Consider the following 16,866-nt stretch of genomic DNA (forward strand, 5'->3'; position numbering starts at 1 on the left):
TATACTTGTAATGACCCGGTTCATGACAAAACGGATGCTGAAAATGATCGATCTCTATTACACGCCATCGCCAAACGGTCACAAAATCACGCTGTTTCTTGAAGAGGCACAGCTGCAATACCGTCTGATTCATGTCGATATCAGCAAAGGCAGCCAGTTTCGCCCCGATTTTCTGCTGATCTCGCCGAACAATAAAATCCCGGCCATTATCGATCATGCGCCGGAAGATGGCGGAAGGCCCATCAGCTTGTTTGAGTCCGGAGAAATTTTACTCTATCTGGCGGAGAAGAGCGGTAAGCTGCTCAGCGGTGAATTACGCGAACGCCACACCACACTGCAGTGGCTGTTCTGGCAGGTCAGCGGTCTGGGTCCCATGCTGGGGCAGAATCATCATTTCAGTCATTACGCTCCGCAAACGATCCCTTACGCTATTGAAAGATACCAGGTTGAAACCCAGCGCCTGTACAACGTGATGAATAAACGTCTGGAAACGTCACCCTGGCTGGGAGGCGATCACTACAGCATTGCTGACATTGCCTGCTGGCCGTGGATCCACGCCCATCAGCGTCAGCGCATCGACCTCGACAATTACCCGGCGGTCAATAACTGGCACGAACGCATCCGTACGCGTCCTGCCACGGAACGCGCCATGCAGCAAGCACTGAGTGAGAAGCGGTGACGCAATTCGGTTCTCGTGTATCATGCAGAGGTTCATACATGGAGGAAACCTGCAATGTCACAACCTGACGCTATTATTCGTATAAAAAACCTTCGTCTGCGCACCTTTATCGGCATTAAAGAAGAGGAGATCCTTAACCGTCAGGATATCGTCATCAACATTGCCATTCACTATCCGGCAGACAAAGCGCGTACCAGCGAAGATATCAACGACGCGCTGAATTACCGCACTATAACCAAAAGCATCATTGCCCACGTGGAGGGTAACCGCTTCTCATTGTTAGAAAAATTAACTCAAGATGTGCTCGATATCGCACGCGAACATCACTGGGTCACTTATGCTGAAGTCGAGATAGATAAACTTCACGCATTGCGTTACGCCGACTCAGTATCAATGACGCTGAGCTGGCAGCGCTAAAACGTAACCCGGGAGGCGACATGCAGATTCTGATTACCGGCGGTACTGGCCTGATTGGACGTCATCTGATCCCCTGCCTGCTGGAACTGGGGCATCAGATAATCGTAGTGACACGTACCCCTGATAAGGCTCGTCAGATTCTCGACTCTCGGGTCACGTTATGGAAAGGACTGGAAGAGCGGCAACATCTCAATAATATTGATGCCGTGATTAACCTTGCCGGAGAGCCTATTGCAGATAAGCGCTGGAGCGCACAGCAAAAGGAACGCTTGTGCCAGAGCCGTTGGGGCATTACGCAGAAACTGGTCGATTTAATCAATGCGAGCGAGACGCCGCCCTCAGTGTTAATCTCCGGTTCCGCTACCGGTTACTACGGCGATTTGGGCGAAGTTGTGGTTACGGAAGAAGAGCCACCGCATAACGAATTTACCCACAAGCTGTGCTCCCGCTGGGAGCAAATTGCCAGCACTGCGCAAAGCGACAAAACCCGCGTGTGTATGCTGCGTACCGGCGTGGTACTGGCCTCAGCAGGCGGCATTCTGGCAAAAATGGTCCCGCCGTTTCGTCTTGGCTTAGGCGGCCCGATCGGTAACGGACGCCAGTATATGGCCTGGATCCATGTTGATGATATGGTCAACGGAATTATCTGGCTGCTGAATAACGATCTACGTGGTCCCTTCAATATGGTTTCGCCATACCCGGTGCACAATGAGCAGTTTGCCCACGCGCTGGGTCACGCTCTGAACCGCCCTGCCATTCTGCGCGTTCCCGCCACCGCTATGCGACTGCTGATGGGGGAATCGTCAGTACTGGTCCTTGGTGGACAACGCGCATTGCCCAAACGCCTGGAAGCTTCCGGTTTTACGTTTCGCTGGTACGATTTAGAAGAAGCGCTGGCGGATGTCATCCGATAACCCCTATGCACTATTCACAGTCGCCGTTGTGGTGGTAAGGTTATAGACCAGATTTCCGCAATGGCGACGTTATGGCGATAATATCGACTCCCCGACTTACCCTCTCTTTGTTTCAATTTTCTGACTGGTCATTTTTCCAGAAACTCCGTGAATGTCCTGAAGTCATGCGCTATATGGGCAACATCGCCCCGGCGAAAGATACGCGGCTGTTATTCGCCAGACGTCTGGCCGCACAGCACACTTTCGTCATCCGCGAACATAACAGCCCGACGCCACTTGGCGATATTGGTCTGCAAATCAGCCATCTTTACCCGCAGGAAGCCGACCTCGGCTACGCCATCATGCCACAGGCTCAGGGGAAAGGTATTGCCAGCGAAGCCGTGCGCGCGGTGTGCCAGTATGCCTTCGAGCATGCAGGTGTGACGGCGATAAACGCATACGCGCTGGCGGATAACAAGGGTTCAATCCGTATTCTGGAAAAGACAGGCTTTGTACGTACGCAGGTACTGGAAAAGGCGTATGAGATTGACGGCATCGCCTACGACGACTGGGTGTTTCGGCTGGAGCGCGACGCGCTAAAATTGTAAGCCCGGAAAGCGTAGCGCCTCCGGGCTGTTGACTTACTTCAGCGATCCTTTAAGGAACTGCTGCAAACGCGGGCTTTGCGGATTACCGAATACCTGCTCCGGGTCGCCCTCTTCCTCAATTTTCCCCTGATGCAGGAAAATCACGTGCGTGGAAACATGACGAGCAAACCCCATTTCGTGGGTCACCACCACCATGGTTTTCCCCTCTTCAGCCAGCTGTTGCATAATGCGCAGCACTTCACCCACCAGCTCAGGATCAAGCGCCGACGTAGGTTCATCAAACAGCAACACTTCCGGTTCCATCGCCAGCGCACGGGCAATGGAAACACGCTGCTGCTGACCACCGGACAGGTGCACCGGATATTTGCCCTGTGCGCGCTCATCAATGCCCACTTTAGCCAGATACTTCACCGCACGGTCGCGAGCTTCCTGCTTGCTCAGCCCCAACACCTGAATCGGCGCTTCCATGACGTTTTCCAGCACTGTCATGTGACTCCACAGATTAAAGTGCTGAAAGACCATCGTCAGACGCGTACGCAGCAGGCGTAGCTGATTTTTGTCCGCAACTTTCAACTGGCCGTCTTTGTCGCGCACCAGACCAATGTTCTGACCGCTGACGACAATCGACCCGGCACTCGGTTTCTCAAGAAAGTTAATGCAGCGCAGGAAGGTACTTTTACCGGAACCTGACGAGCCAATAATGCTGATAACATCACCCGCGTTGGCCTGCAGCGATACCCCTTTCAGCACTTCATGTTCGCCGTAGTGCTTATGTAAATCGATAACGTTTAATTTATTTTCAGACATCGTGTTACTCGAATCATTTAGAGGATACATGCTGCAACCAGCGTTTTTCCGCTTTACGGAACAGACTGATCAGGACATACGAAATAATCAAATACAGCACAGCGGCAATACCGAAGGCGGTAAACGGCTGATATGTTGCCGAGTTGATATCGCGAGCGATTTTCAACAAATCAGGTACCGTTGCAGTAAATGCCAGCGCCGTGGAGTGCAGCATTAAAATGACTTCATTACTGTATGCCGGCAGCGCAATACGCAGCGCGGAAGGTAAAATAATGCATCGATACAGTTTGAATGACGAGAAACCGTATGCGCGCGCAGCCTCAATCTCACCGTGAGGCACGGAACGAATAGCCCCGGCGAAAATCTCCGTGGTATAGGCGCAGGTATTCAGCGTCAGCGCCAGCACGGTGCAATTCAGCCCGCTGCGGAAAAACGCGTTGAGGAAGTCCGTGCCTTTAACTATTTCCAGCGTATACATCCCGGAATAAAACACCAGTAGCTGTACGTACAGCGGCGTCCCACGAAAAATATAGGTGAATAGCCAGATAGGGAACTGGATAAATTTATTACTGGAAACGCGACCAATTGCCAAAAACAGCGCCAGTATCCCGCCCATCACCACTGACGAAATCAAAAGCCACAGGGTGATAACGACGCCAGTGTAGCGATATCCGTCGGTCCACAGCAGGGACTTCCAGTATTCCTGAATAATCTCGATCACAGGTCAGCCCTCTTCACACCCACGGAATAGCGGCGCTCAAGGTACAGCAGCACACCATTAGAAACAGTGGTAAACACCAGATAGATGACCCCGCACACGACGGCAAAATAGAACGGCTCCCAGGTACTCTTCCCGGCAAGCTGAGTCGCTTTCACCACGTCTTCAAGTCCAAGCAACGATACCAGCGCCGTAGCCTTAAGAATAACCTGCCAGTTATTGCCGATTCCCGGTAAGGCATAACGCATCATCGCCGGGAACATAATGCGACGAAATATTTGTGAGCTGGTAAAGCCAAACGCCGTCGCGGCTTCAATATGGCCTTTTGGTACAGCCATAAACGCACCGCGAAAAGTTTCGGTAAAGTAGGCGCCGTAGATGAATCCTAGAGTGATAATGCCCGCACCCATCGGATCAATATCAATCTGGCCGATACCGATGGCATCGGTAATGGTATTCAGCGCGATTTGTAATCCGTAGAAGATGAGCAGCATTAAGACCAGATCGGGCACGCCGCGGATTAGCGTTGTGTACCCTTCGAAAATAAGCCCCATTGCCCGGCTTTGCGACAGCTTTGCTGCTGCGCCGACAAGACCTATCAGAACCGCCAGTACCACCGAGCTGAGTGCCAGCTCCAGCGTAACAATTGCGCCCTGTAAAATAACACCTGAAAAGCCATACAACATGCTGCCTGTCCTGTCGTGTGTGGTGGAGTAGTAAGCCTCTTTTGATTTCAGACTAACCGTTAAATGCCGGATGGCGGCCTTGCCTTATCCGGCCTACAAAATCACCGTAGGCCGGATAAGCGCGGTGCCATCGGGCATAAATTCAACGCGTCAAAAATCTACGGGCTTTATCAGCACCTGCGGTAATTAACCGCCGTAAACATCAAAATCGAAGTACTTTTTCGCCAGCTTCTCGTAAGTACCGTCAGCTCGCATTTCGGCAAAGGCTTTATTCAGCGCTTCGCGCAGTTCGTTATCGTCTTTGCGCAGCCCCATACCGGTACCCACGCCGAACAACTTCTCGTCTTTCACAGACGGGCCGCCGAATTTGTAATCTTTACCGACTGGCTGTTTCAGGAAGCCTTCGCTAGCCGCGACTTCATCCTGGAACGCGGCGTCAATACGCCCGGCAGTCAGGTCAGAATAGATATTGTCCTGCCCCTGATAAGAGACAATCTCAATACCTTTTGGCGCCCAGTGTTCGTTGCCGAATGTTTCCTGGGTAGTGCCCTGCAGCACACCAACACGTTTGCCTTTCAGCGACTCAATGGTCGGCTGAATAGCAGAATCTTTAGCGACAACCAGACGCGAATCGGCTGCATAAAGCTTGTCGGTAAATGCGATTTCCTGCTGACGTTTTTCAGTAATGGAAAGCGAGGACATGATGGCATCGATTTTCTTCGCTTTTAGCGAAGGGATCAGCGCGTCCAGCGGGTTTTCCACGAAGGTACATTGCGTATTGATACGTTTGCACAGCTCTTTAGCCAGATCGATATCAAAACCGACTAATTCACCCTGCGCATTCTTCGATTCGAACGGCGCATAAGTGGGATCGGTACCGATACGAATTTTTTGCGGAATGGCTGCAAATGCTGCGGTAGCACTGGAGAAAGCCAGAACCAGAGAAAGAGACAACACCAGTTTTTTCATAACTATCCTCAACAGACTGTCTTTTATAGGGGATCTTTACAGGACCAGGTGCAGTTATCGTGCCATTAATCAGGCCGACAAGGCAAAGCATTCTACCCTGTCGGCGGTATTTATTTGCATGAAAAGCGCTTAAGTATGCACTCATGCTTATTAAGTCAGCGATAAAAGCACCAAAACAGTGCACTGAAATTATTATGCACCGAAATGGTTACCCGCAATGGTGCAGTCAATTCCCCACGCCGCTGTATTAATCGCCGTAGACATTAAAATTAAAATATTTGCTCGCCATTTTGTCGTAGGTGCCGTCTTTACGCAGTTCGCCCAGCGCTTTGTCGAAAGCGGCTTTCAGCTCTGCATCATCTTTGCGCAAGCCAATCCCGGTTCCGTCACCAAAGTATTTTTTATCTTTCACCGACGGACCGGCAAAAGCGTAATCCTTACCAGCAGGCTGCTTCAGGAAGCCTTCGCTGGCCGCGACTTCATCTTGCAATGCCGCGTCCAGACGGCCTGCCGTCAGGTCAGAATAGATGAGGTCCTGGTTCGCATAGGCCACCACGTCCACGCCTTTGCTGCGCCAGTTGTCATTGGCATAGGCTTCCTGAGTAGAGCCTTGCAGGACGCCAACGTGTTTACCTTTGAGGGAATCCAGAGTCGGCTGAATTGGGGAGCCTTTCGCGGCGATCAGACGTGAGTCTGCAGCGTAAAGTTTGTCTGAGAACGCAATCTCTTGCTGACGCTTTTCGGTGATAGAAAGCGAGGAGATGATGGCATCAATTTTTTTCGCTTTCAGCGATGGGATCAGCGCATCAAAGTCACTGGCAACCCAGGTGCATTTGATCTGCATGCGCTTACACATCTCATTTCCCAGATCGATATCGAAGCCGACAAAGTCGCCTTTGGCATCTTTAGAGGAAAAAGGAGCGTACGTTGTATCTGTACCAATACGAACCGTCTGCGGAAGTGCTGCGTAGCTGGCCGCGGTGGCGGAGAGTCCTACCAGCAAAGACAAAGCAAGAACCGTCTTCTTCATACATAACCCTCAAGTGGCGTAATTTTATTATGTTTTACGTTGTGTTGTGTGTTTGCAGACTTTTTCATGCAGGTCTTATGCCATTTTCACGTCGATGAGGATATTCGACGTTAAATATGTTAATAAAACGTTGCAATAATGTCCTGATTTTGAAGATAGCAGGTCTGGCGGTTGAACCGCAGCGTTTCGTTGAGTTTTAACGAATTAAATGTTGAGGATATGATCGCGGTTACAAAATTGCCCTGAAACAGGGCAACGGATGATTCTTTGCACGCTGATGGAACGGCTTACGCCCCTTGCCAGCGGGTGAACAGGTCCTGCGGAAGGGTAATATCAAACTGGTCAAGCACGCGATTAACCGTTTGATTAATCACATCATCGAGCGTTTGCGGACGATGATAAAACGCCGGGACAGGTGGCATAATTACCGCCCCAATTTCTGCCGCCTGCGTCATCAATCGCAAATGCCCCAGATGCAGCGGCGTTTCGCGTACACACAGCACCAGCGGACGACGTTCTTTCAACACCACATCTGCCGCACGGGTAAGCAACCCATCGGTGTAACTGTGGACGATGCCAGAAAGCGTTTTGATTGAACAAGGCAGAATAACCATTCCGGCGGTCTGAAAAGAGCCGGAGGAGATACTGGCGGCGATATCACGGGTATCATGATTCACATTTGCCAGCGCCTGCACGTCGCGCACAGAGAGGTCCGTTTCCAGCGCCAGCGTCTGTCGGGCAGCGGCACTCATCACCAGGTGGGTTTCCACATCAGTGACGTCACGCAATACCTGCAACAGGCGCACGCCGTAAATTGCCCCGCTTGCACCAGAAATACCAATGATGAGTCGTTTCACAGTGAGAGCCTTTTCGTCATAATGGCGAGACTTTGCCGGATTACGGCGTCGGGCGCAACTGTGAATGTGGCGCTGAACTGAGCGAGCTTTCACGAACCACCAGACGAACCGGCAGCAGCAGATTTCGTTCCCCTTGCTCATTGAGCAGCAAACGAAACGCATCCTGTCCAAGCTCGCGCTTATCAACCGCAACGGTGGTTAACGCCGGATGCGCCCAGGCCGCTGCGTCAATATCATCGAATCCAACAATGGCGATATCTTCCGGCACCCTGATTCCTTTGCGCGCACAGACCCGCATCGCCACCAGAGCGGCAATATCGTTATAGGCAAAAATCGCGTCCGGCGGCTGGGCCAGCGCCAGCAGTTTGTCCATCCCCTCAATCAGCGCCTGCTCAATATTTTTGACTGGCGGCGCTTCAACCTGATATTCCTCAGGAAGCGAGAGTCCGGCGTCAAACAGCGCCTGCTGATACCCTTCTACGCGCTGGCGAATACTGTAATGTCGTTGCGAATGTCCAAGAAATGCAATGCGCTTGCGTCCCTGTTCAAGCAAGTGACGTGTAGCAATAAATCCGCCATGAAAATTATCTGGGTTGACGCAAGGAAAGTCGGCGGCCCACAGATCCACCAGCGCCACAGGCAATGCCAGCTTCCGCAATTCAGCAAGTATTTCAGCTTCCAGATAACCGGCGCAGATAAGCGCATCGGGCTGGTGCAGGTTAATCATCTCCGCCACCGAGTCTTCCGGTCCGATGGGTAAGAAACTCATCGCAATGTCATTTTCCCGACAAGCCTCAGCCACGCCGAGCATCACCGTGGAATAGAAAGGTAACGCGCTGGCGATATTGTGTTCGCGATGCAGCAAAAAAAGTAAGCGTTTAATACGACCGCTGCGCAAACGGCCAAAATCGTAGCCCTCAGCCTGCGCAATCGTCAGTATTCTCTGACGCGTCTCCTCGCCAAGACCGGGTTGCCCTTTCAGCGCCCGGGAAACCGCAGCAATAGAAACGCCGCATGCCGCGGCAATGTCTTTAATTCGGGTCTTTTTCGCCATTCCGTTTGTTTGCACCTGTCAAGCGTTCTTCAGTCGACGTCTGATTCCATTAGCCGTAAGAATATCACTCTCACAGCAGACGATTAACAATACGTAATTTCCCCACAGAGTCACTAGCAGAACCGCTAATCGTGCTCCTCCACCCTGCACTTGTGATTAAGATCACCATTAAAAATATTTTTCTAGTAAAAATTACGATCATTTTCACAGAGAAAGAAACACGTCATATACCAATACTCCACAGCAGATCTATTCTCATCGCCGTTACTTGTTTAGTAAAAACTGTCAGAGATAAGCCGTAATGACTCTTTAAATCATCCCCTGTTCGAGGATTGGTTATGACAATTGCTGATAACCTGGATACTGATGTACAGACAATTGACGCGGGCGAGACGCTTTCGACCCGCGAAAAGATAGGCTATGGATTAGGCGATGCCGGCGGGCACTGCATCTCAGATTTGATAAGCGGCTTTTTGCTCTTTTTCTATACCGATGTTTTTGGCTTAAGCCCGGCCATTGTGGGGGCGATGTTTTTTGTTCTGCGTATTTTCGATGCTGTTTCTGACCCGGTGATGGGCGTGATTGCCGATCGTACCCGCAGCCGCTGGGGTCGTTTTCGTCCCTGGCAACTGTGGACCGCAGTACCGCTCGGCGTAATCGGCATTCTGACTTTCACCGTGCCGGATATGGGGCCAAACGCGAAAATTGCCTGGGCCTTTGGCACCTACTTCCTGCTCTCCATCGGCTATACCGCTAACAACGTTCCATACTGTGCGCTGATTAACGCGGTGACTAATCGACACGATCAGGTGATGTCTTGTCAGTCCTGGCGCTTTGTATTAAGCGGCATTGCGGGTTTCCTGGTCGCGGTAGGATTACCGTGGATGGTGGAGGTCTTTGGGCAGGGCAACCTGGCAAAAGGCTACCAATATGGCGTAACGGTACTGTGTACCGTGGGTGTGGTGATGTTTCTGCTGTGCTTCTTCTGGGTCAAAGAGCGCGTACCGTTATCGCTGGCGGGCAGCTTTACGTTGCGCGAACATCTGGTCGGGCTGCGTAAAAACGATCAGCTCTTGATGATGCTGGTGATGTCCTTCCTGCTAGTGAACATTCTATGTATTCGCGGCGGCGGCTACATGTACTTTATCTCTTATGTCCTGCAGGGCAGCGCCGGATTTATGTCGCTGTTTTTTGGCGTGGTGACCGTGGCATCCATTGCCGGGGCGATTATCGTTAATCCCCTCTCCCGCCGCTTTGATATGGTGAAACTGTATTTTTACACCAACCTGGCGCTGTTCGTCTTCGGTATCGCCATGTACTTTCTGCCGACCGGGCCGCAGTACCAGACCCTGTGGCTGGTTTGTATCTTAATCAACAACGTGGTGCTGGGTTTCACCCTGCCGCTGCACTTCTCCATTATGGCCTTTGCCGATGACTACGGTGAATGGAAAAATGGCGTTCGTTCATCCGGCATGAACTTCGCCTTCAACCTCTTTTTTATCAAGCTCTCATGGGCATCGTCCGGGGGCATTATCAGCCTGATTCTGATTATGGTGGCCTATCGACCGGGACTGGAAAACCAGACCGCAGCATCGATTCAGGGCATCACCCTTCTGCAAAGCATCGTACCCGCAATTTTCCATCTCGCGCTGGCGCTGTGCCTGCTCAAATGCCGTCTCAACGGCCCGATGATGCAGCAAATTTCAACCGATCTTCACCAACGACATTCACACATTTCCTGAGGTAAACATGATGCAGTCTGATGTGATTGAAGCCGACCTGAATAACATCACCATCACCGACCCGTTTTTAGGAGAGTACCAGCGTCTGATTCGCGACGTCGTTATCCCCTATCAATGGCAGGCGCTGAACGACGAAATCCCTGAAGCGGAGCCAAGCCACGCGCTGATGAACTACCGCATTGCCGCCGGACTTGAGCACGGTGAGTTTTATGGCATGGTATTTCAGGATAGCGATGTGACTAAATGGCTGGAAGCCGTGGCCTGGTCACTCAGTCAAAAGCCGGACGCACAACTTGAGAAGACCGCCGATGAGGTCATCGAGCTGCTGGCAAAAGCGCAGTGTGAAGATGGTTATCTCAACACCTGGTACACCGTTAAAGAGCCGGGGCTGCGCTGGACCAACGTTGCGGAATGCCATGAGATGTACTGCGCCGGGCATCTGTTTGAAGCCGCAGTGGCCTTTTTTAACGCCACCGGCAAGCGTCGGCTGCTGGAGATAGCCTGCCGCTTCGCCGACCACATCGACACCGTTTTCGGTCCAAACGAAGGCCAGTTGCGTGGCTATCCGGGTCATCCGGAAATTGAGCTGGCGCTGATGCGCCTGTATGAAGTCACACAGGAACCACGCTATCAGGCGCTGGCACGCTTCTTTCTCGAAGAGCGCGGCCAACAACCGTACTATTACGATATTGAGTTTGCTAAGCGCGGGGGCACCTGGCACTGGGATAACTGGGGCGAGGCATGGATGGTCAAAGATAAAGCCTATACCCACGCCCACAAACCGCTGGCGCAACAGAGCGAAGCCGTCGGCCATGCGGTACGTTCGGTGTATCTTATGACCGGGCTGGCGCATATCGCCCGCATGACGAACGACGAAGAAAAGCGCCAGACCTGCCTGCGCATCTGGAATAACATGGTGCAGCGCCGGATGTACATCACAGGCGGTATTGGCTCGCAAGGGATCGGCGAGGCCTTCACCAGCGATTACGATTTACCGAATGATACCGCCTATGGTGAAAGCTGCGCCTCCATCGGCCTGATGATGTTTGCCCGTCGCATGCTGGAAATGGAAGGCGACGCGCACTATGCCGATGTCATGGAACGCGCGTTTTACAATACGGTGCTGGGCGGGATGGCGCTGGACGGCAAACATTTCTTCTATGTGAACCCGCTGGAAACGCAGCCCAAAAGTATTCCGCATAACCATATTTACGACCACATAAAACCCGTGCGCCAACGCTGGTTCGGCTGCGCCTGCTGCCCACCAAACATCGCCCGTACGCTGGTCGCCATCGGTCACTATATTTTTACCCCACGCCCGGACGCGCTGTTTATTAACTTCTATGCTGGTACCGAGGCGCAGTTTACGGTTGACGCTCAGACACTGGCGCTAAAGATTGAGGGTAACTATCCGTGGGATGAGCAGGTCTCGATTCGCTTTAACCAGCCACAAGTAGTCGAGCACACGCTGGCGCTGCGCCTGCCAGAGTGGTGCGCAGCACCAACGGTGCAGGTAAACGGCGAAGCGGCTCAGGGCAAAATGGTGAAAGGTTATCTGCACCTGCATCGCCTGTGGCAGGAGGGAGATATCATTACCCTGAATCTACCGATGCCCGTTCGTCGCGTGTATGCCAATCCTCAGGTGCGCCACGCGGCGGGCAAAGTGGCGATCCAGCGCGGGCCGCTGGTCTACTGTCTGGAAGAGGCGGATAACGGCGCACAATTGCACAACCTGTCGCTACCGAAGGTGAGCGCGTTTCGTAAGATTCAGGGCGTTGGCATGCTGAAAGGGAAAGTGCTGCTACAGGCGGAAGGGGTACGCGTGTTGAGCGCGCATGAGGATAAGCCGCTATACAGCTTTGATAATCGCCAGACGGCGCTTGTGAAGCAGACGCTGACCTTTATCCCGTGGTTTAGCTGGGCCAACCGCGGCGAAGGAGAAATGCGAATTTGGGTCGACGAGGTGTAGCCATAAAAAAGCCGGATGGAGGCTACGCCTTATCCGGCTTACAACGATGATGGACTGTAGGCCGGATAAGACGCGATGCGTCGCCATCCGGCATGTCCAGTTTTAACCTTCGTTGTGCATCTCAAGGTTTTCCGCTTCGTTCTGACGCAATACCGCTTTGGCATCGTCATTACGCAGGGAGTCGAGGAAATCGAGATATTGCTGGTCGACGTCTTTGGTAACGTACACGCCGTTAAACACTGAACATTCAAACTGCTGAATATCCGGGTTCTCAGCACGGACAGCTTCAATCAGATCGTTCAGATCCTGGAAGATCAGACCATCTGCGCCGATTATCTGGCGAATCTCGTCCACTTCACGACCATGCGCAATCAGCTCCGTCGCGGTAGGCATATCGATGCCATAAACGTTCGGGAAGCGAATTTCCGGGGCGGCAGAGGCCAGATACACCTTCTTCGCTCCGGCTTCACGCGCCATCTCGATAATCTGTTCTGAGGTGGTGCCACGCACGATGGAGTCATCCACCAGCAGCACGTTTTTATCACGGAATTCCGCACGGTTAGCGTTCAGCTTACGGCGCACAGATTTACGACGCAACTGCTGGCCCGGCATGATAAAGGTACGGCCCACATAGCGGTTTTTCACAAACCCCTGGCGGTACGGCTTACCGAGAATGCGGGCAATTTCCAGCGCGATATCACAGGAGGTTTCCGGGATTGGGATTACTACGTCGATGTCCAGATCTTCCCACTCACGGGCAATTTTTTCGCCAAGCTTAGTCCCCATATTCACACGGGCGCTGTAGACGGAAATCTTGTCGATAAAGGAGTCAGGACGTGCGAAGTAAACGTATTCAAACAGACATGGATTGCTCACCGGGTTATCGGCACACTGACGGGTAAACAGCTGGCCTTTTTCGGTGATGTACACCGCTTCGCCAGGCGCTACGTCGCGCAGGAATTCAAAGCCCAGCGTATCCAGCGCTACGCTCTCAGACGCCACCATGTACTCGGTATGGCCATCGCCAATATCGCGTTTGCCCATCACCAGCGGACGGATACCGTTAGGGTCGCGGAAGGCAACCATACCGTGACCGATAATCATCGCCACGCAGGCATAGGCGCCGCGAATCTGGCGGTTGGTTGCCGCAATGGCAGCAAAAATATTGTCAGCTTCCAGCGGATAGTGGCGGAAGTTATCCAGCTCGCTGGCGAAAATATTCAGCAGAATTTCAGAATCTGAAGTGGTATTGATGTGGCGGCGCTTTTCTTCAAACAGCTTTTTACGCAACTCATGCGCGTTGGTCAGGTTGCCATTGTGGGCAAGCGTAATGCCATACGGTGAGTTGACGTAAAAAGGTTGAGCTTCGGAGGCGCTGGAGCTGCCAGCCGTTGGGTAACGCACATGACCGATGCCCATATTGCCCTGCAAACGCTGCATATGGCGCGCTTCAAAAATATCGCTCACCATTCCGTTTGCTTTACGCAAGCGGAAGCAGTTGTTGGCATCAATGGTGATGATGCCCGCAGCATCCTGACCACGATGCTGGAGCACCGTTAACGCGTCATAAATCGACTGGTTTACCGGCATAACACCGGCGATACCGACAATACCGCACATACGTCTTTTCCTCGTTCAGCAACGACCCAAAGTTTATACTTTGGGCAAGAAACTTGACGAGCTTTGCAGATAGTCAAAGAACCATCTGATGATGAAACTGAACTGCGGGATCAGCTGTGACTTACCCCAGTCTTCACTTTTCGACAGACCGGTAAAGGTATCGAGAAAGAACAGTATGGCGGCGACGATCAACGCTCCACGCAAAGCACCGAAGCAAATCCCCAACACTCTGTCGGTACCCGACAGTCCTGTTTTCTCTACCAGTTGGCCTATCACAAAGTTAACGATAGCGCCGACGATAAGTGTCGCGATGAACAGTATCGCGATAGCAATCCCATTTCGAACCAGTTCGTCTTCAAAGCCCGTAAACCAGACAGACAGGTAAGTGTAGTAATGGCTGGCGACAAAGAAAGCACAACCCCAAGTCACCAACGATAATGCTTCACGAACAAAGCCACGGATCAGGCTAACCAGACAGGAAAAACCAATCACCGCGATAATGGCGTAATCAATCCAGACCATATGTGTCCCACGATTTTACGCCCTGTCGTCCTGTTCGGGGCGCATTCTAACAGAAAAAGAAAACGTTTGCGTAGGGATTTCCTTTCCACGCGTAAATAAAAATGGCGCTGAAAAAATCTTCAACGCCATACGATTTTATGCCTCTTCGGGCACTGCCGGATGGCGGTGTAAACACCTTGTCCGGCCTACATCAGAGCAACGTAACGCAATCCCTTAGTTAGGGGTATACCCCATCACCACCCCGCTCAAACCAGAGATCTTCTGCAGCTCGCCCAGCGAGTTCTTCAGCTTATCTTTGGAGGCGTCAGGTCCTACGAGAATGCGGGTTATTTTACCCTGCACCGGCGTTGACGGGGAAGTATATACCCGGAAGCCCGCGCCACGAAGTTTACCCACGATCTCATTGACCTTATCCGCGTTTTTCAATGCACCGAGCTGTACAACATACGCTTTGCCGGTTGGCGCTGGCGCTTCCTCAGCGGCCGGTTTCGGCGCTGGAGTCGGTGCCGGCGTTGGCGTCGGGGCGACAGCAACAGGCTGCGGCTTCGGTTTAGGTTTCGGTGGTTCCACAGGCGCAGGGACAGGATCTAACTCCGCGCTGTTTGCCGTCGTCAAACGTGATGGATCCAACGATGGCGCGGCAGCATCACCCGCACGCACCTCTTCTGCCGCCCCTTCCGGCGGCTGAGTCGGCAGCGCCTGCGTTGCTGCAGGCATCATGTCTGGTTCATCGCGATCGCCGGGTTTAGGCACCAGTGGGATCGCTGCAAATTCATCCTGATAATGCTTTTTCTGGCCGTCAAGCAGCCCGGGAAGCACAATTACCCCGAGCGCGACCAGCACAATTGTGCCGACTAATCGGTTCTGAAACTTACTCGCCACCGCTTCTCCCCACGTCTATTACTTCCATGACATGTGCGACAGTGTGAAACGATCCACACACCAACACGGTATCTTCTGGCTTCGCCTCAGCAAGTGCCGCAGCCCATGCCTGCGCCACGCTGTCATAAGCGTTGCCTTTGCCCAGGTGCTCCAGCAGCTGTTCTGCCGTTGCACCACGCGGCCCTTCCAGGGGCGCACAGTACCAGTCGTCAACCACACTTTTCAGCCAGGCCAACGTACCTGCAATATCTTTATCATGTAGCATACCGATAACCGCAAGTACACGCCCGCTTTTCACTAACTTTTTCAGACGTCCGGTCAGATACTCCGCCGCATGCGGGTTATGGGCAACATCAAAAATTACCCGCGGCGACTCGCTCACAACCTGGAAGCGTCCCGGTAAAATCGCTTGTTCGATACCGTCACGAATGGCCTGCTCGCTGACGTTAAGGCCGCTTGCGCGCAGTGCGGCCAGTGCGGTTGCAGCGTTAGGTTGTGGCACCTGCGGCAACGGCAGGTGCGCCAGCGTTCCATGAGCATCAGTAAACGACCAGTCGTTCTCTGTGACCGCATAGCGCCAGTCCACACCGCAACGTTGCAAAATCGCCCCGCACTCCTGAGCGACATCTGCGATGGTGTAAGGCATTTCCGGTTCGCCGACGATGGCCGGTTTCTCTGCGCGGAAAATCCCCGCCTTCTCACGACCAATACTTTCGCGATCCGGGCCCAGCCAGTCAGTATGGTCAAGCGCAATACTGGTGACTACTGCGACATCGGCATCGACGATATTGGTGGCGTCAAGGCGGCCGCCTAACCCCACTTCCAGAATAACAACATCCAGTTGGGCCTGTTTAAACAGCCAGAGTGCCGATAACGTACCGTATTCAAAGTAAGTCAGGGAAATGTCACCACGTGCGTCTTCAATCTCAGCAAACGAGGCGGTATGAGCTGATTCCGGCAGTTCACGCCCCTGCACGCGTACGCGTTCCGTGTAGCGCACCAGATGAGGCGAACTGTACACCCCAACTTTATAGCCTGCCGCAGTCAGCACAGATTCCAGCGTACGACAGGTTGTGCCTTTCCCATTGGTTCCTGCCACCGTAAAAACAAATGGCGCAGGTTTCAACACCCCCAGTTTACGCGCCACCTGGCTGACGCGTTCAAGGCCCAGATCGATGGTTTTACTGTGCAGGTTTTCAAGATAAGAAAGCCACGACGCCAGGGGCGACGCGGCTTGAGGGATACGTTTATTGTCCATGATGCCTGTAGATTCTTTACGTTGAGAAAAGCAAAAGGGCAGCGCCAACCGGCCTGCCCTTTTTTACACGTCGTTTTCCACGTTGCAGATGTGTTGGCTGTACTCGCACTCCCGAATCACTTAACGGTGTAAGTTCATCGGGATTAACACTCTTG

17 protein-coding genes are annotated in these 16,866 nt (G+C 52.7%); 6 read left to right on the forward strand and 11 right to left on the reverse strand.

Annotated elements, in window-relative coordinates:
• Positions 1–43: 43 nt before the first annotated feature.
• From yfcG to OGY08_RS05845, 4 genes are all read left to right on the forward strand, one after another.
• Positions 44–679, forward strand: a complete 636-nt coding sequence (gene yfcG, locus OGY08_RS05830) for a GSH-dependent disulfide bond oxidoreductase (protein WP_020996685.1) — start codon at positions 44–46, stop codon at positions 677–679.
• 54 nt (positions 680–733) lie between these two features.
• Positions 734–1,096, forward strand: a complete 363-nt coding sequence (gene folX, locus OGY08_RS05835) for a dihydroneopterin triphosphate 2'-epimerase (protein WP_003028107.1) — start codon at positions 734–736, stop codon at positions 1,094–1,096.
• Positions 1,097–1,116: 20 nt separating this feature from the next.
• Complete coding sequence (locus OGY08_RS05840; RefSeq protein WP_125363379.1) at positions 1,117–2,010, forward strand: TIGR01777 family oxidoreductase; 894 nt, start codon at positions 1,117–1,119, stop codon at positions 2,008–2,010.
• 71 nt (positions 2,011–2,081) lie between these two features.
• The gene (locus OGY08_RS05845; RefSeq protein ID WP_071845290.1) at positions 2,082–2,597 is read left to right on the forward strand and encodes a GNAT family N-acetyltransferase; all 516 of its coding nucleotides are present in this window, start codon (positions 2,082–2,084) and stop codon (positions 2,595–2,597) included.
• Positions 2,598–2,630: 33 nt separating this feature from the next.
• On the opposite strand, the gene hisP is transcribed toward OGY08_RS05845, so the two are convergent.
• From hisP to OGY08_RS05880, 7 genes are all read right to left on the reverse strand, one after another.
• Positions 2,631–3,404, reverse strand: a complete 774-nt coding sequence (hisP, locus tag OGY08_RS05850; RefSeq protein ID WP_003028114.1) for a histidine ABC transporter ATP-binding protein HisP — start codon at positions 3,402–3,404, stop codon at positions 2,631–2,633.
• A 13-nt stretch (positions 3,405–3,417) separates the two neighbouring features.
• Positions 3,418–4,125, reverse strand: coding sequence for a histidine ABC transporter permease HisM (gene hisM / locus OGY08_RS05855; RefSeq protein WP_125363380.1), 708 nt, complete (start codon positions 4,123–4,125; stop codon positions 3,418–3,420).
• Positions 4,122–4,808 carry a histidine ABC transporter permease HisQ gene (locus OGY08_RS05860; protein ID WP_286565841.1) on the reverse strand — a complete coding sequence of 229 codons (687 nt, stop codon included), beginning with the start codon at positions 4,806–4,808 and terminating at the stop codon, positions 4,122–4,124. The genes hisM and OGY08_RS05860 overlap by 4 nt, the downstream gene beginning before the upstream one ends.
• Positions 4,809–4,994: 186 nt before the next feature.
• Entirely contained in the window at positions 4,995–5,777 is a 783-nt protein-coding gene (gene hisJ, locus OGY08_RS05865; protein ID WP_003028120.1) for a histidine ABC transporter substrate-binding protein HisJ, read from the reverse strand.
• A gap of 247 nt (positions 5,778–6,024) precedes the next feature.
• Positions 6,025–6,807, reverse strand: a complete 783-nt coding sequence (gene argT / locus OGY08_RS05870; RefSeq protein WP_006683634.1) for a lysine/arginine/ornithine ABC transporter substrate-binding protein ArgT — start codon at positions 6,805–6,807, stop codon at positions 6,025–6,027.
• 287 nt (positions 6,808–7,094) lie between these two features.
• On the reverse strand, positions 7,095–7,664 hold the full coding sequence (locus tag OGY08_RS05875) for a UbiX family flavin prenyltransferase (RefSeq protein ID WP_003028125.1): 570 nt from the start codon (positions 7,662–7,664) through the stop codon (positions 7,095–7,097).
• Positions 7,665–7,704: 40 nt separating this feature from the next.
• Entirely contained in the window at positions 7,705–8,718 is a 1,014-nt protein-coding gene (locus OGY08_RS05880) for a LacI family DNA-binding transcriptional regulator (RefSeq protein WP_071445216.1), read from the reverse strand.
• A 338-nt stretch (positions 8,719–9,056) separates the two neighbouring features.
• Here OGY08_RS05880 and OGY08_RS05885 point away from each other — a divergent pair, with 338 nt between their 5' ends.
• A complete protein-coding gene (locus OGY08_RS05885) occupies positions 9,057–10,460 on the forward strand; it encodes an MFS transporter (RefSeq protein WP_071445215.1) in 1,404 nt (467 codons plus the stop codon).
• Between the two features lie 7 nt (positions 10,461–10,467).
• Entirely contained in the window at positions 10,468–12,429 is a 1,962-nt protein-coding gene (locus OGY08_RS05890) for a glycoside hydrolase family 127 protein (RefSeq protein WP_071445213.1), read from the forward strand.
• A gap of 102 nt (positions 12,430–12,531) precedes the next feature.
• On the opposite strand, the gene purF is transcribed toward OGY08_RS05890, so the two are convergent.
• The 4 genes from purF to folC all read right to left on the reverse strand — a co-directional run bounded on the left by purF (position 12,532) and on the right by folC (position 16,711).
• The gene (gene purF / locus OGY08_RS05895) at positions 12,532–14,049 is read right to left on the reverse strand and encodes an amidophosphoribosyltransferase (protein ID WP_125363383.1); all 1,518 of its coding nucleotides are present in this window, start codon (positions 14,047–14,049) and stop codon (positions 12,532–12,534) included.
• Positions 14,050–14,082: 33 nt separating this feature from the next.
• The gene (gene cvpA, locus OGY08_RS05900) at positions 14,083–14,571 is read right to left on the reverse strand and encodes a colicin V production protein (protein ID WP_003028129.1); all 489 of its coding nucleotides are present in this window, start codon (positions 14,569–14,571) and stop codon (positions 14,083–14,085) included.
• Between the two features lie 213 nt (positions 14,572–14,784).
• On the reverse strand, positions 14,785–15,453 hold the full coding sequence (dedD, locus tag OGY08_RS05905; RefSeq protein ID WP_003834793.1) for a cell division protein DedD: 669 nt from the start codon (positions 15,451–15,453) through the stop codon (positions 14,785–14,787).
• A complete protein-coding gene (gene folC / locus OGY08_RS05910) occupies positions 15,443–16,711 on the reverse strand; it encodes a bifunctional tetrahydrofolate synthase/dihydrofolate synthase (RefSeq protein ID WP_125363384.1) in 1,269 nt (422 codons plus the stop codon). The genes dedD and folC overlap by 11 nt, the downstream gene beginning before the upstream one ends.
• Positions 16,712–16,866: the final 155 nt, after the last annotated feature.

This window comes from Citrobacter sp. Cpo069 (assembly GCF_030332785.1).
In the GTDB taxonomy this organism is placed as follows: domain Bacteria; phylum Pseudomonadota; class Gammaproteobacteria; order Enterobacterales; family Enterobacteriaceae; genus Citrobacter; species Citrobacter portucalensis.

Coding starts and splice junctions, on each gene's coding strand:
- hisP (WP_003028114.1), bottom strand. CDS start 3,404: ATGTCTGAAAATAAATTAAACGTTATCGATTTACATAAGCACTACGGC.
- OGY08_RS05860 (WP_286565841.1), bottom strand. CDS start 4,808: ATGTTGTATGGCTTTTCAGGTGTTATTTTACAGGGCGCAATTGTTACG.
- folC (WP_125363384.1), bottom strand. CDS start 16,711: ATGGACAATAAACGTATCCCTCAAGCCGCGTCGCCCCTGGCGTCGTGG.
- yfcG (WP_020996685.1), top strand. CDS start 44: ATGATCGATCTCTATTACACGCCATCGCCAAACGGTCACAAAATCACG.
- OGY08_RS05880 (WP_071445216.1), bottom strand. CDS start 8,718: ATGGCGAAAAAGACCCGAATTAAAGACATTGCCGCGGCATGCGGCGTT.
- folX (WP_003028107.1), top strand. CDS start 734: ATGTCACAACCTGACGCTATTATTCGTATAAAAAACCTTCGTCTGCGC.
- OGY08_RS05885 (WP_071445215.1), top strand. CDS start 9,057: ATGACAATTGCTGATAACCTGGATACTGATGTACAGACAATTGACGCG.
- purF (WP_125363383.1), bottom strand. CDS start 14,049: ATGTGCGGTATTGTCGGTATCGCCGGTGTTATGCCGGTAAACCAGTCG.
- OGY08_RS05845 (WP_071845290.1), top strand. CDS start 2,082: ATGGCGATAATATCGACTCCCCGACTTACCCTCTCTTTGTTTCAATTT.
- cvpA (WP_003028129.1), bottom strand. CDS start 14,571: ATGGTCTGGATTGATTACGCCATTATCGCGGTGATTGGTTTTTCCTGT.
- OGY08_RS05890 (WP_071445213.1), top strand. CDS start 10,468: ATGATGCAGTCTGATGTGATTGAAGCCGACCTGAATAACATCACCATC.
- hisJ (WP_003028120.1), bottom strand. CDS start 5,777: ATGAAAAAACTGGTGTTGTCTCTTTCTCTGGTTCTGGCTTTCTCCAGT.
- OGY08_RS05840 (WP_125363379.1), top strand. CDS start 1,117: ATGCAGATTCTGATTACCGGCGGTACTGGCCTGATTGGACGTCATCTG.
- argT (WP_006683634.1), bottom strand. CDS start 6,807: ATGAAGAAGACGGTTCTTGCTTTGTCTTTGCTGGTAGGACTCTCCGCC.